Source organism: Amycolatopsis oliviviridis (assembly GCF_014654365.1).
Lineage (GTDB): Bacteria > Actinomycetota > Actinomycetes > Mycobacteriales > Pseudonocardiaceae > Amycolatopsis > Amycolatopsis oliviviridis.
The window spans coordinates 24,453-38,203 of record NZ_BNAY01000003.1 but is presented as its reverse complement, the minus strand read 5'-3'; the positions used below and the strand labels follow the sequence as shown (position 1 = coordinate 38,203).

Below are 13,751 nucleotides of genomic sequence, written 5' to 3'. Positions count from 1 at the left end.
GCCGGGCTCAGGGACCGTTGTGGATGAGCGAAGCCCACAGGTCCGGGCGATCCGGGTGTTCGGCGCGCAGATCGAGCGTGGCCCGTCGGACGGCGTGGGCGGCGGACGGCGTTTCGTCCAGGTGCCGGTAGATCTCGCGCGCGGTGGTGGCCGCGATGTCGTCGGCGATCGGCCACAGGGTGGCGATGACGTGGCGGAACCCCGCCATCTGGAACGCCGACGCCAGGTGCAGCGACTCGTCGGCCTGGGTGATGCCCGGGTTCGCGGTCGAGCAGGCGGACAGGTAGGCCAGTTCGGCGTCGGCCAGCCGCAGGCGGCTGATCTCGGACAGCGTCAGGATCCCGTCGTGGAGCCGGATCCCGCTGCGGGAAGGGACGAGCAGATCGGCGTCGGCGTGACAGGCGAAATGGGCCCACGTCGCTTCGCGCAGCGCGCCGAGCACGGCGTCGGACGTGGCGTGCTCGTCGATCAGCAGCGGCAGATCCGGGTGGGCGCCGTGGAGGTGTTCCGCTTCGTCGGCGGTGGCGGGCAGCGGGATCGCGTCCGGGGCGTCGCGAACGGCGACGGTCAGCTGCCGTCGTCCGGCCGAGGGCGGGCGGGAGCGGGCGTGGGACAACGTGCGCAGGGTCGCGGTGTAGGAGGACACCACGGCGTCGAGCGCGCCCGGTTCGCCCAGACGTCCGGCGGCGTGCCAAGGGAACAGGCCGAGCAGATCGGTCGGCATCCACCAGACCCGTTGCGCGGCGGGCAAAGCGGCCAGGATCGGGGCGACGGCGACGTCCCACAGCCAGCCGGTGATGTCCGGGATGACCCGCTGCCGCTGCAATGCGGCGGCGAACCCGCTTCGCTGGTTGACGTCGATGAGGTGCTGGACCCGCTCGTGCAGCCCGGCGCCGCCGAGGCCGGGCAGGCGGACGAGGACCGGGTCGCCGGTGGCCGTGACGATGATCGCCTCGCCCTGGCGGAGATTCGTGTTGACCAGCACCACCACGCCGTCGGCCGCCGCCGTCCGCAGTTCGGGAAACCTCGGTGTCGCAACGGAATCCGCGCCGACGTCGAGTTCGGCGGCGAGCAGGACGCCCCGGCCGCGCTCGGCCGCCTCGACGGCACCCGCCGGATCGCCGACGGCGCAGTGCGCGGCGACGCTTTCCCGCGCCAGCCCGGTGTACTGGCCTATCCGGAATTCGCGGTCGCGCCAGTCCGCGCCCGACGGCGGAAGCGACGACAACAGCGCGGTGGCCGAGTCCAGCAGTGTCGCGGCACGGCGATGGTCGCCGAGGACCGTCGCCACCCGGCCCGCCACGTGAAAGGAGCGGACCTGCTGCGTCATCGAAGCCGTGGCGGCCGACTCGACGATCACGTCGATGAGCGGGCCGAGGCGGTCCCTGTCCACGGGGTGGCCCGTCGTGTCGGCGAACTGGTGGTGCGCCTGCCCGAGGTTCGCGGCCACCCTGGCCAGTTCGGGATGACCGGCGGGCAGGCACGCCAGCGCCTGCTCCTGGAACCCGATTCCGCGCCGCATGTCCGCCTCGTCGGCGGAATGCCGGTGCCGGAGCTGGTAGACGGTGTTGAGGTCGGACAGGCAGCGATGCCGGGTGGGGTGGCCGGTAGGCAGCGTGTCCAGCGCCAGATGGGCGAGTTCGATCGCCCGGTCCAGGTTGGTGATGCCGCCGTGGTGCTTGAACTGTTCCCGGTAGGCGGCGGACACCGTCCGGACGGTGACGTTCCGGGTCGGGTCGTCGGCCGGGATGGCGGCCAGCGCCCGCTCACCCACTTCGATGGCGTGCGCGCGGTCGGCGGACGCCTCGGTGTGCTCCGCCCGGCTCCCGTAGGCGACGCAGAGATTGGACAGCGACGTGACGCGGGTCGGATGACCGTCGGGCAACAGCCCGAGGGCTTCTTCGTCGACGTCGATGGCTTGCTGGAGATCCGAAAGCAGGCCGGTGTGCTCGTAGAGTCGTTGCAGCGCCGGGCTGAGATTGCCCAGCGCGCTCGCCCGGTCCGGTGAACCGGCGGGGCTGGCCGCCACCGCCTGCCTGCCGTAGTCGATCGCGCGCCGTAGCTGCGCCAAGTCCCGCGTCGCTTCGTAGAGGTGACGGCAGGCCAGGTTGAGCATGGACGCCGGGATGGCGCGGCGCGCGTCGTCGCCGGGCAGCGACGCCAGCGCCCGCTCGCCCGACTCCACGGCACGGCGCAGATCGGCGACGTCGCCGAGCCGCTGGTACCGCTCGCGATACAGCACGCACAGGTCGGTCAGCGGTTTGAACAGGTCCGGGTCCGCCGCGAGTGCCCGTTCCTCGAATTCGATGGCCTGCCGCAGATCGGCGACGTCGCCCAAGCGCTCGTACCGGCGGAACCGGATCGAGCCGACCCTGGCCAGGCAGCTCGCGTGGTCCGGATCCCCGGGGCCGGCGAGAGCCAAGGCCTGTTCGGCGTGGTCGATCGCGGTGCCCAGGTCACCGAGGTCGCCGGTTCTGATCGACCGGTCGCAATAGGTGTCGGCGAGATTGGCCAGACCCGCCGCGCGCAGGGGAGCGTCGCCGGGACTGGAGTTCACCGCCGCCGTGGTGAGTTCGATCGACCGGGTCAGATCCGGCAGCGCGTCGGTCCGTCCGTGGCGGGAGCGATAGGCCACGCCGAGATTCGACAGGATGCCCGCGAGTTCCGGATGATCCGCGGGGAGGACACGGATCGCCCGCTCCCCGGTTTCGATGGTCCGTTCGAGATCGTCCATCCGGCGGGTGCGCCGGTAACGCCACTGGTATCCCACGATGAGCAGCGCGACGCGACCGCCCGCCCGGGGATCGCCGGCGTCGGTCGCCGCCGACAGCAGCATGATCCCGGCGTCGAGCAACTGCGGATCGGGGGAGCGCGATCCGGCGAGCAGCAGGTCGCGTCCGATCTCAGCCTGGGCGTTCGCCTCGGCCGCCGGGCCGATCAGCGACCGCACCGGTCCGGGCAGCGCGGCGGGTTGATCCGCCAGCCGGGTGAGAAAAGTGAGCGCCTTGGCCAATTCCGCGTATTTGTCGTCCGTACCCAGAACGGAGCAACGGAAAAAACGCCACCAGCCGAGTACCTGGCACGTCGCCGCCCACCGGTCGTCCGTGGCGGACAACGCTATCGGCGTCACTTCGTCCGCGTCGGCCGCGGCTTCCGCCGTGAACAACGTTCCCGGCTCGCCCGACCGCTGGTATTCGGCCAGCCGGGCGGACAATCGGTTCAGCGCCTCATAATGTGCCACCAGCCGATACCGTACCCAAACCAGGCGCGAGCGGGGAGGAACCGGATGGATGACGCCGAACGGCGAGTGGTGGCCCGGTTCTGCCTCGAACTGCCGGAACTGCGTGCCGAGGTCGCGCGGCTCGACGAGACGAAGATCGGGCAACTGGCCAGGATAGAGCGGGCCGCGATCGAGGGGCGGCCGATCTCCGGCCTGCTCAGCCGGTACTTCGGCATCGACCCGGCGACCGGGAACCGTGCGCTGCACGGCGGATTGCCCGGCGCCGGGACCGGACGGGCACACGAGGAACTGTTCGGCTGCCCGCACGGCCATTGCTCGCGCGAGGAACGGCCGGTCCCGGCCGGGCCGGTGCCCCGGTGCCGGCTGACCGACTCGGCGATGAAACGCCTTCGATGAGCGACTTCTTCAAGGAACTGGCGAAAACCCTCGCGCAGCGGTGGGTCGGCCTGCTGTTCGTACCCGGCGCGTTGTTCGTCGCCGGTGCGCTCCTCGGCGTCCGGCTGGGGCACGCGCACGCGCTGGACCTGTCGATGGCGTCGCGGGTGTTCACGACGGCCGCGACGTCGGTCGCCGGACGGGCGGGCGCCGTGCAGGTGGTCGTGCTGGTCGCGGCGCTGCTCGCGTCGGCCGGGGTCGGCCTGCTGGTCCAGGCGATGGCGGGGGTCACCCGCGGACTGTGGCTGGGCCGGTGGCCGGGAGCGATCCTGACCGCCCGGCGCGTCCGTAAGTGGGAACGGCGCCTGCGGCACCGGCAGGAACTGGAAGCCGCGGAACCGGCGGCGGCCCGAAGCGCCTCGGCACAGGACGAGATCGATCGGGCCACCGCGCGGATGAACGCGGTCGCGATGGCACGGCCGGGCAGGCCGACCTGGATGGGCGACCGGATTCACGCCGTGGAAGCGATCGCCGCCGCGCGGTACGGCCTGGATCTCCCGTTCGCGTGGCCCCGGCTGTGGCTCACCATGCCGGAGACCGCGCGGGCCGAGATCTCCGCCGCGAACGGGGCGTTCGCGGCGGCGGTCACGGTCGCGAGCTGGGCCTGGCCGACGCTGCTGCTCGGCGTGTTCTGGTGGCCCGCGATCGTGGTGGCGGTGGTGATCGGCACGACGGGCTGGGTCCGCGGCCGGGCCGCGATCACCGATCTGACCGGGCTGGCCGAGTCCGCGCTCGACCTGTACGGGTGCGCGCTGGCGACCGCGGTCGGCGTCGAGACCCTGCGAGCGGCCGGGCCGATGGAGGTCGACGAGGGCGCGCAGGTGTCCGCGATCTTCCGCAAGGGCCGCTGAACCAGGACGCGGCCTGACACCGGCCCCAGGAACGGGGTCGTGAGTGGCGATGAGGGTCATTGAGCGGAAAGGCAAAGGTGGCGTGTTGTGAAAGCCACTTTCGCAACCTTCAACGTTGCGAAAGTGGCTTTCACAACACGTCCGCCGGTCGGTACGGCCTTTGAGGCGTCGGCCCCTTCGCAAAGTCACGCCCATCGATAAACTCAAGCTAGGCCGGGAGTGCCATCCGGTGATGGCAGGCTTCGATGAGCGGATACGACTCGTGGTGCCGCCCTTGCCGTTCCAAGGCGGCGATCGCGACCGAGGTCTCGACCAGGGCCGCGCACCGTTCCCCGCGGCGGACGGCGAACGCCCGGAGGGCTTCCGGGACGTCCGGGCGATCTTCGAGCTCCCGCGCCAGGATCACGCCGTCCTCGATGGCGAGGGCGGCCCCGGAAGCGGTTTGCGGCGAGGGCGCGTGCGCGGCGTCGCCGATGATGACGCCGGGGCCGCCGGACCACGACGACGCGGCGAGCGTGGTCCGCACGGGCCGCCGGATCACCGAATCGGATCGCGCGACCAGGGAACGGAGTTCGGCGGCACGGCCGGTGAAGGAGGCGAGCAGATCTTCCATCCGCGGAGCGGGCTCGTCCTCCGGGCGGACGTCGTTCTCGGTGAGGAAGACGTACGCCTGGCTGGGTGAGATCGGCACGACTCCCGTCTGATGGCCGGTACCGGCGAAAGTGTGGATGCCGGTGGCCCATCCGGGGCGCGGGATGAGGGCACGCCAGACCTGCTGGCCGTGATAGCGGATCGGGGTGGGGCGGCCGATGAGGTCACGGACGGCGGAGCGGATCCCGTCGGCGCCGACGAGCAGGTCGACGGTCCGCGTCGTCGCGTCGGTCAGTTCGGCACGCGCCCGGCCGTTTTCGAGGCCCAGGCGGGAAACGCTGAGTCCGAAGTGGATCCGGGTGCCGAGCCGCAGTGCTTCGGCGCGCAGGATCCGGTGCAGTTCCGGGCGCGCGATCCCCGCCATCGCCGGGCGGTCACGGCCGATCAGGCGCGGGAATTCGAACGTGCTCTCCGCTCCGTCCGGGGCGGTGTTGGTGACGACGCTCATGCCGTATCCGGCGGCGAGGCACCGATCGGTCAGGCCAAGGTCGTCGAGCGCCCGCAGCGAGGGGCCGGTCAAACTCAGCCCCCAGCCCGCGGAGGTGCCCTCGGCGTCCTTTTCGACGATCTCGACAAGCCATCCGCGGCGGCGGAGCGCACTCGCCGCGGTCAGTCCCGCGATCCCGGCGCCGACGATCAGTGCCGAACGCGTGCCGTTCTTGATGTCCATCCGGTCAAGTTAGGCAGGCGGCCTCGCGTTCGTGATCCGGTTCCGGCAAGGGCTGTCCGGTTCCGGCAACGGATCACCCGATGCCATGATCGTCCGGGAGGTGAGCGATGGCGTCGGGTCCTCTTCGCGATTTCGTCATCACGAAGTCCGGCAATCCGGTGAACCTGCTCCACGCGGCGTCCCGGCTCTTCGGCGGTGAGGTCACCACCAGCCCGATCGGTCCCTTCTCCGACGGTGAGCACGAGGTCCGCGGTGTCGCGGGCCCGGACTTCACCGTCGGCTACTTCGCCTCGCCGCTGGCCGTCCGGGTCGGCGCGGTGCCCGGCAGGGATTCGTACTTCGTGAACCTGGGCCTCGCCGGTGAGGTCTGGGCGAGCAGCGGTGACGGGCGAGCCGTTCTCGGCCGGACGCTGGCCGGGGTGGTCAACCCGGGTGACGTCCAGGAACTGCGCCCGAAGCGGCCGGGCACGGAATGCCTCGGCCTGCGGATCGGCGCCGGGCTCGTCCGCCGGGAGTACGCGGCGCTCACCGGGCGCCCGGTGAGCGCCGCCGTGCGTTTCGACCTTCCGCTCGACCTTTCCGGGTCGCGGGGCAAGACGGTGAAGCTGCTGATCGGGTCCTTGATCGAGCAGCTCGGCTCCGGTGATCCGCTGCTCCAGCGGGAAGAACTGCGGCGAAGCCAATTGCGCTGCATCGCGACCGCGTTGCTGCTGGCCCAGCCGCACACCCACAGCGCCACGCTGCGCGGCGTTCCCGCGACCCCGCATCCCCGGGCGCTGCGGGTGGCCGTCGCCTTCGTCGAAGCCCATCTGGCGGAGCCGATCTCCCTCGGCCGGATCGCGGAGGCCGCCGGATGCGGCGCGAGGACGATCAGCGGGGTGTTCCGGGAAGAACTCGGGATCTCTCCGATGGGCTACGTCCGCGGTCTCCGGCTGGACCGGATCCGGCACGAACTGCTCTCGACCGGCGACCGGGTCGGGGAAATAGCGTATCGCTGGGGTGTGACCCACCTCGGCCGATTCGCGAGCGACTATCGTTCCCGGTTCGGGGAACTCCCGTCGGCCACCGCCGCCCGGCGGTAGCGTAATTGGCCGAGACGGATTTTCCCGGCTCGAAATGAATTCCGGACGAGCGCGTTGGTCGAAATGGAGTAATGCTCACGAATTATAGGTCGGTCCGCCGCGCAGCTGGTAATTGCGGCGCACGCTGGAGCCCTTGCTGAGGTCGGCGCCGTAGACGTGCAAAGTGATGGCGACGATGTCGCCCGCGTTGTGCACCTGGTGGATGTCGTCGGGCGGCGCGACCCCGCTGACCGAGCCGGTGGGGCGCTGTCGCTGCGCTGTCCGGACCAGCCGATCGCCCTTGATGTCGAAGATATTCTCGGTCTCGGTTCCTTGGAGCACAAGAAAAGTGCACCACACCAGATGATCGTGGATCTCGGTGCGCTGGCCGGGCCGCCAGACCAGGGCCGTGATCGAGAAGTCGGCTTCGGCGTGCAGGGTGTTGCGGGTGTATCCCGTCGCGGACCCTTCGCGTTCCTCCGCGGTGAGCAGATCCGGGGTCGGCCGGAGTTCGGTGAGAACGGAGGCGACGGCCTGCGCGGTGACAAGGGGTTCGTGCGTTCTTCCGGTGCACAGGCGAAGCCGTTTTATCAGCTCGGCGAGGCCGGGTCTGACATTGGTGGAAGCGGCGGTCATCGATGTTCTCCTTCCGTCGCTTCTCATCGTGGTCCGCGCTTCGGTGGACGTCCAATGACGACGTTGTTCCGATCTCATAGGTACTCTTTATGTATGCTGAATCTGGTCCAGCTCACGGTACTGGCGGCTGTCGCCAGACACGGCTCGATGACCGCGGCGGCGAAGGAACTGCATTACACCCAACCGGCGGTGAGCCATCAGCTCGCGAGGCTCGAAGCCGCCACCGGCGCGAAACTGATCCAGCGGATCGGCCGCGGGATCCGGCTCACCCCGGAAGGGAAGCTGCTCGCCACCCGCGCGGCCGAAATCGTCGGCCGGGTCGAAGGCGCGGAGGCCGAGCTGGCCGCACAGGTCGGGTTACGGGCCGGACGGGTCCGGCTGGCCGGGTTCCAGTCGATCCTGAGCACCATCGTTCCCGGGGCGGCCGCCGCGCTGGCCCGCGCCCATCCCGGGATCGAGCTGGGCCTGGTCGACGAGCATCCCGGCGAAGCGCTGCGCATGCTGCGGGAAGGGCGGATCGACGTCGCCTTGATCTTCCGGTACGCCGACACACCGCGCGAGGAACAGGGGCTGCGGCTGGTCCATCTGCTCGAAGACCCGATCTACCTGATCTCCAGCGAACCCGGGCAGACCGTCGCCGACCATCGGGACTCCACCTGGATCGGCGGCTGCGGCCGGTGCCAGGACGAACTCGTCACGATCTGCGGGCGTGCCGGGTTCGCGCCGCGGATTTCCATGGTCAGCGACGACATAGTGGTCATGCAGGCGCTGGTCGCCGCCCGGATGGGCGTCACGACGCTGCCGAGGCTGGCGCTGCGCGCGCACCGGCTGCCGGGTATCCACGCCACCGAACTGGCCGAGGATCCTCGCCAGATCTACGCCGTCACCTACGGCGATCCGCCGGATCCGCCCGCCGCCGCGGCGCTCATCCGCGCGCTTCAGGCCAGTATCGAAGCCTGCTGATCGGCCAGGGTCCGCTCGACGGAAGCCCCGATCGCCAGCAGGTTCCGGTCCTCGCCGAGAGCGCCGTCGAGCGCCAGCCCGGCGGGCAGCCCGTTCTGGTCGCGCCCCATCGGGACGGTCAAGCCGGGGAAGCCCGCGATGCTGCCGTGCTGGCAGTTGCGGATGAAGGTGGGGAACGTCGGGACCACGCGCCCGCGGAGAACGAAGTCCCCGACGGCCGAGAACTCCTTGGCCGTCGCCGGGGTGGTGGGGAACGCCAGCGCGTCGATGCCGCACTCGCGGAAGACTCTCGCGTAGGTGCCGCGCAAGGCCGAGCGGGTGGCGAGGGCCGCTTCGTAGACGGCCGGAGCGACACCCGGTACGACCGAGTCGGTGAAGATCGCCCGGACATCGGCCGCGGCGACTTCGCCGACGAGCCGCTCGAACGAGACGCCGGGTACGTGTTCCTCCAGGTACGCCCGGAGTCCGGTGCCCGCTTCGTGGATCACCAGGGACATTCCCTGATCGGCGCTGAGCTCGGCGAGCGCGGTGTCGTCGACGGGCACCATCGTCACCCCGGCCGCGCGCAGCCGGGTCACCGCGGATTCCCACAGTTCTTCGACTTCCTCGTCCAGGTCGCCGGTCAGGAAGCCGTGCGGCACGCCCAGCCGGATCGCCGGCGGCGGGACCTCGGCGAGGGGTTCGGGCCGCTCCGCCGCGAGGACCGAGTCGAGGAGCGCGAGTTCGGTGACCGTGCGGGCGATCGGTCCCGCCGTGTCCCGGGTGCCGCTCAACGGTGTCATGCCGTCGGCCGGGTAGCGGCCCGTGGTCGGCCGGAAACCACAGACCCCGTTGAGCGCGGCGGGGACGCGCACCGAGCCCCCGGTGTCGGTGCCCAGGCCCGCCGGGACGATGCCGGCCGCGACGGCGACCGCCGTCCCGCCACTGCTTCCGCCGGCGAAGCGGAACGGGTCGTGAGCGTTGCGGACCGGGCCCACCGGTGTCGTGTCGCAGGTGATGCCGAACGCGAGCTCGTGCATGGTCGCCTTGCCGATGACGGTGGCGCCCGCGTCGATCAGGCGCCGGACCACGCTCGCGTGCTCGCGCGGGACATGGTCCGCGAGCGCCGGGGTGCCCGCGGTGTTCGGCATGCCCGCGACGTGGATGTTGTCCTTGACGACCATCGGGACGCCCGCCAGCGGGCCGGCCGGTCCCGGTGAGCGGCCTGCCGTCGCGAGATGGGCGATGGCGTGGAGATCCCGGACTTCTTCCGCTCGTGAGCGGCTTTCCTCGGCGCTCCAGGCTCTTTTCACGGCGCCAGCTTAGCGGGACAAGGGCGCAGGTGGCGATAAGGACAATCATTTCAATTAAGCTCCGGCCGGATCCGGTCACTCCTGCGGTCGGCACTGCTCGTCGCGACCCTGACCGCGGCCGTTGGGCTCGTCAGTCCTTTGTGGACTCGGACGGCGGTGTGCCGGGTTCGCGACCGGGGTGGCGCGATAGCCGTCGATCCGTTCGAGCAGGTCGCGTGAGCCGGGATCACCGGCGCGCCCGCGCAGCAGCCCCGCCAGCGGCGCGAGCCTGTCCTTCGTCCGGCTGGAACCGAGGCCGCGCGCCAGGTCGACGGCCTCGGTCCCGGCGCGGACCGCTTCGTCGAGATCCCCTCGGAGCGCGTGGTTCTGCGCGAGCATGATCAGGGTGAGGGTCAGGCTGCGGGACATTTCCGCGCCGTAGCCGCCGGTGGCGTCGCGAAGCCGGGCGATCGCGTCGTCACTGTGCCGGGGGCCGGCCGTCCTGGCCAGTTCGGTCAGGACGGTGCCGCGCATCGCCGCCATGTCCGTGGTGCCGAAGAAGGCTTCCCAGGGACGTGCGGCAGTCCAGGTGTCCGCTCTGTCGAACTGGCTTTCCGCTCGTTCGAGGCACGCGAGGGCGGACCGTTCGTCACCGGTCATGGCGAGCGCCCACGCCTCGTTGACCGTCAGGATCGCCCGCGCCCGCCCGGAACCGGACCGGTGCGCGGCGGACTGTCCTCGGCGGAGATGATCCAGCCCGCTTTCGACGTCGTCATGGTGCAGGGCCAGCCGCGCGAGGCGATAACGGATATTGGCCACGAGATTGTCGTTCCCGGCCTCGGCGGCGAGAGTGAGCGCGCGATCAAAGCGGATTCGCGCCGGTATCCGGCGGCCGATGTCGAACTCCGTCCAGCCGAGCAGATTGTGCAGATCGGCGAGCACGGTCAGCAACCGGGAACGGAGCGCGCCGGGAACCGCGCTCCAATGAAGCAGGAGACTGACCGTTTTCACGACGTGCACCGCGTCCCGGCAGAAGGCACCGCCCTGCCGGTAGTCCAACGCGCGCAGTACATCGACGGCGTTTTCGAGGCACTCGACGTCGGCGGTCCCGACTCGGCGCGGCGGCTCGCCGTTCCCGGTGTTCGTCATGAATTCACCCCGCTCGAAGTCGAGCCTCGGTCGGCGATTACCCGGGGTTGATCTTTTTCAAACGCGGGGTTCGTTTCCCCGCTTTGATTTGACCGAGTCCAGACACGCTCCTATCGTTTTCGGTGATGTCCGACTTCGAGGCGCAGCTGCGGGCGGTTTCGTTGCGCGTGACGCGGCCCCGGCTGGCCGTGCTCGCGGCGCTGCGTGACAATCCGCACGTCGACACCGAAACGGTGATCGCATTGGTGCGGGCCGAGCTCCCCACGGTCTCGCACCAGGCGGTCTACGACGTGCTGCGGGCGCTCACCGAATCCGGCCTGATCCGGCGCATCCAGCCCGCCGGCGCGCTCGCCCGCTACGAGACCCGGGTGGGGGACAACCATCACCACGTCGTGTGCCGTTCGTGCGGCGCGATCGCGGACGTCGACTGCGCGGTCGGTCACGCCCCCTGTCTCACCGCCGGGAGCGACCACGGTTTCGTGATCGACGAGGCGGAGGTCGTCTACTGGGGTGTCTGCCCCGAGTGCGCGGCCGAACCGGTCCAGTGAAGTTTCACCAGCTCGGAAGGAAGTTCCATGAGTGACACACCGGAGAAGGGCTGCCCGGTGGCCCAAGACTCCGTGACAGCGCACGGAAGCGAGAGCGAGAACCCGGCGATCGATTCGCCCACCCCGAAGCGGGGCGGCCGCCCGCGCACCAACAAGGACTGGTGGCCCAACCAGCTCGACCTGTCGGTGCTGCACGCCCACTCGTCGAAGGCCAATCCGCTCGGCGTGGATTTCAGCTACGCCAAGGAGTTCGCCAAGCTCGACGTCGAAGCGCTCAAACAGGACATCGTCGAGGTGCTCACCACCTCGCAGGACTGGTGGCCCGCCGACTTCGGTCACTACGGCGGCCTGATGATCCGCATGAGCTGGCACGCCGCGGGCACGTACCGCATCCACGACGGCCGCGGCGGAGCCGGTGACGGCGGGCAGCGGTTCGCCCCGCTCAACAGCTGGCCGGACAACGCCAACCTCGACAAGGCACGGCGGCTGCTGTGGCCGGTCAAGGAGAAGTACGGCCAGCGGGTTTCGTGGGCCGACCTGCTCGTGCTCGCGGGCAACGTCGCGCTGGAGTCGATGGGCTTCGAGACGTTCGGTTTCGGCTTCGGCCGCGTGGACACCTGGGAGCCCGAGGAGATCTTCTGGGGCCCGGAAGACACCTGGCTGGGTGACGAGCGCTACGCCGGGGAGACCGAGATGGTGTCGGACGTCGGCGCGACGGAGATGGGCCTCATCTACGTCAATCCCGAGGGGCCGCGCGGCAACGCGGACCCGGCAGCGGCGGCGCACTTCATCCGCGAGACCTTCGCCCGGATGGCGATGAACGACGAGGAGACCGTCGCGCTCATCGCCGGTGGCCACACCTTCGGCAAGACGCACGGTGCGGGCGACGCGGACGAGCACGTGGGCCCGGAACCCGAAGCCGCCCCGATCGAGGCGCAGGGCCTCGGCTGGCTGAGCACCCACGGGAGTGGCAAGGGCACCGACACGATCACCAGCGGTCTCGAAGTGACGTGGACCGACTTGCCGACGCAGTGGAGCAATCGGTTCTTCGAGATCCTCTTCGGCTACGAGTGGGAGCTCACCACGAGCCCGGGCGGTGCCAAGCAGTACGTCGCCAAGGACGCCGAGGCGATCATCCCGGACGCTCACGACCCGGCCAAGAAGCACAAGCCGACCATGCTCACGACGGATCTGGCGCTGCGCGTCGACCCGGCGTACGAGAGGATCTCGCGCCGCTTCCTCGACCATCCGGACGAGTTCGCGCTCGCGTTCGCCAAGGCCTGGTACAAGCTGCTGCACCGCGACATGGGCCCGGTCAGCCGTTTCCTGGGGCCGTGGGTGCCCGAGCCGCAGCTGTGGCAGGACCCGGTGCCGGACGTCGACCACGACCTCGTGGGCGACGCCGACATCGCCGCGCTCAAGGCGAAGGTGCTCGAATCCGGTCTCACGGTCGCGCAGCTGGCCGGCACCGCGTGGGCGGCCGCGGCGAGCTTCCGGTCCACCGACAAACGCGGCGGGGCCAACGGCGCCCGGATCCGCCTGGAACCCCAGCGTGATTGGGAGGTCAACGAGCCGAAGCGGCTCGAAGGCGTCCTGGAGACGCTGGAAGGCATCCGGACCGAGTTCAACGACGCGGGCGGCGCCAAGATCTCGCTGGCGGACCTGATCGTGCTGGCGGGCTCGGCGGCCGTCGAGAAGGCGGCGCGCGACGCGGGCACCGAGGTGACCGTGGCGTTCCGCCCGGGCCGCACCGACGCCGCGCAGGAGGACACCGACGTCGCATCGTTCGCCCTGCTCGAACCGCGTGCCGACGGGTTCCGCAACTACCTGCGTCCCGGTGAGAAGCAGCAGCCGGAGGTCCTCCTCGTCGAACGCGCCTACATGCTCGACCTGACCGCGCCCGAGATGACCGTCCTCACCGGCGGTCTGCGTTCTCTCGGGATCAACCACGGCGAGACCCGGCACGGCGTCCTCACCGACCGGCCGGGCGTGCTCACCAACGACTTCTTCACCAACCTGCTCTCGCCCGGCACGCGATGGAAGGTGTCGGAGTCCGAGGAGAACGTGTACGAGATCCGCGACGTGGCCACGGACAAGGTGAAGTGGACCGCCACCGCGGTCGATCTCGTCTTCGGCTCCAACTCCCAGCTGCGGGCTCTCTCCGAGGTCTACGCTGGTCAGAGCGCCCGCGAGCGGTTCGTCGCCGACTTCGCCGCGGCCTGGACGAAGGTCATGGAGCTCGACCGGTTCGACCTCGCCTGACGCATTTGGTCCT

Annotated in this window: 11 protein-coding genes; 6 read left to right on the top strand and 5 right to left on the bottom strand. The window is 70.3% G+C overall.

The window, feature by feature from the left end; all coding sequences use genetic code 11:
• Positions 1–7: 7 nt before the first annotated feature.
• On the bottom strand, positions 8–3,241 hold the full coding sequence (locus IE302_RS13205; protein ID WP_191254822.1) for a CHAT domain-containing tetratricopeptide repeat protein: 3,234 nt from the start codon (positions 3,239–3,241) through the stop codon (positions 8–10).
• Between the two features lie 45 nt (positions 3,242–3,286).
• Here IE302_RS13205 and IE302_RS13200 point away from each other — a divergent pair, with 45 nt between their 5' ends.
• Together IE302_RS13200 and IE302_RS13195 are read left to right on the top strand one after the other, a co-directional pair.
• Positions 3,287–3,637, top strand: a complete 351-nt coding sequence (locus tag IE302_RS13200) for a hypothetical protein (RefSeq protein ID WP_191254821.1) — start codon at positions 3,287–3,289, stop codon at positions 3,635–3,637.
• Positions 3,634–4,527: a hypothetical protein gene (locus IE302_RS13195; protein ID WP_191254820.1), complete on the top strand. Its 894-nt coding sequence runs from the start codon at positions 3,634–3,636 to the stop codon at positions 4,525–4,527. The genes IE302_RS13200 and IE302_RS13195 overlap by 4 nt, the downstream gene beginning before the upstream one ends.
• Positions 4,528–4,735: 208 nt before the next feature.
• Here the strand turns inward: IE302_RS13195 and IE302_RS13190 are convergent, their stop codons facing one another.
• Positions 4,736–5,848 (bottom strand): FAD-dependent monooxygenase, encoded by a 1,113-nt coding sequence (locus IE302_RS13190; protein WP_191254819.1) that lies wholly within the window; start codon positions 5,846–5,848, stop codon positions 4,736–4,738.
• Positions 5,849–5,955: 107 nt separating this feature from the next.
• On the opposite strand from IE302_RS13190, the gene IE302_RS13185 reads away from it, so the two are divergent.
• A complete protein-coding gene (locus tag IE302_RS13185; RefSeq protein ID WP_191254818.1) occupies positions 5,956–6,930 on the top strand; it encodes an AraC family transcriptional regulator in 975 nt (324 codons plus the stop codon).
• Between the two features lie 75 nt (positions 6,931–7,005).
• Here IE302_RS13185 and IE302_RS13180 read toward each other — a convergent pair whose 3' ends face one another.
• A complete protein-coding gene (locus IE302_RS13180; RefSeq protein WP_191254817.1) occupies positions 7,006–7,545 on the bottom strand; it encodes a cysteine dioxygenase family protein in 540 nt (179 codons plus the stop codon).
• 93 nt (positions 7,546–7,638) lie between these two features.
• Between IE302_RS13180 and IE302_RS13175 the strand changes: the two genes are divergently transcribed.
• Positions 7,639–8,508 (top strand): LysR family transcriptional regulator, encoded by an 870-nt coding sequence (locus IE302_RS13175; RefSeq protein ID WP_191254816.1) that lies wholly within the window; start codon positions 7,639–7,641, stop codon positions 8,506–8,508.
• On the opposite strand, the gene IE302_RS13170 is transcribed toward IE302_RS13175, so the two are convergent.
• Both IE302_RS13170 and IE302_RS13165 read right to left on the bottom strand, forming a co-directional pair.
• Positions 8,484–9,800, bottom strand: coding sequence for an amidase family protein (locus IE302_RS13170; RefSeq protein ID WP_191254815.1), 1,317 nt, complete (start codon positions 9,798–9,800; stop codon positions 8,484–8,486). The two genes, IE302_RS13175 and IE302_RS13170, sit on opposite strands and share 25 nt — an antisense overlap.
• Positions 9,801–9,875: 75 nt before the next feature.
• Positions 9,876–10,928 carry an NsdA family TPR-like regulatory protein gene (locus IE302_RS13165; RefSeq protein ID WP_229907753.1) on the bottom strand — a complete coding sequence of 351 codons (1,053 nt, stop codon included), beginning with the start codon at positions 10,926–10,928 and terminating at the stop codon, positions 9,876–9,878.
• 125 nt (positions 10,929–11,053) lie between these two features.
• Here IE302_RS13165 and IE302_RS13160 point away from each other — a divergent pair, with 125 nt between their 5' ends.
• A complete protein-coding gene (locus tag IE302_RS13160; RefSeq protein ID WP_191254814.1) occupies positions 11,054–11,476 on the top strand; it encodes a Fur family transcriptional regulator in 423 nt (140 codons plus the stop codon).
• Positions 11,477–11,503: 27 nt separating this feature from the next.
• Entirely contained in the window at positions 11,504–13,738 is a 2,235-nt protein-coding gene (gene katG / locus IE302_RS13155; protein ID WP_191254813.1) for a catalase/peroxidase HPI, read from the top strand.
• Positions 13,739–13,751 lie beyond the last annotated feature (13 nt).

Coding starts and splice junctions, on each gene's coding strand:
- IE302_RS13200 (WP_191254821.1), top strand. CDS start 3,287: ATGGATGACGCCGAACGGCGAGTGGTGGCCCGGTTCTGCCTCGAACTG.
- IE302_RS13195 (WP_191254820.1), top strand. CDS start 3,634: ATGAGCGACTTCTTCAAGGAACTGGCGAAAACCCTCGCGCAGCGGTGG.
- IE302_RS13190 (WP_191254819.1), bottom strand. CDS start 5,848: ATGGACATCAAGAACGGCACGCGTTCGGCACTGATCGTCGGCGCCGGG.
- IE302_RS13185 (WP_191254818.1), top strand. CDS start 5,956: ATGGCGTCGGGTCCTCTTCGCGATTTCGTCATCACGAAGTCCGGCAAT.
- IE302_RS13180 (WP_191254817.1), bottom strand. CDS start 7,545: ATGACCGCCGCTTCCACCAATGTCAGACCCGGCCTCGCCGAGCTGATA.
- IE302_RS13175 (WP_191254816.1), top strand. CDS start 7,639: ATGCTGAATCTGGTCCAGCTCACGGTACTGGCGGCTGTCGCCAGACAC.
- IE302_RS13165 (WP_229907753.1), bottom strand. CDS start 10,928: ATGACGAACACCGGGAACGGCGAGCCGCCGCGCCGAGTCGGGACCGCC.
- IE302_RS13160 (WP_191254814.1), top strand. CDS start 11,054: ATGTCCGACTTCGAGGCGCAGCTGCGGGCGGTTTCGTTGCGCGTGACG.
- katG (WP_191254813.1), top strand. CDS start 11,504: ATGAGTGACACACCGGAGAAGGGCTGCCCGGTGGCCCAAGACTCCGTG.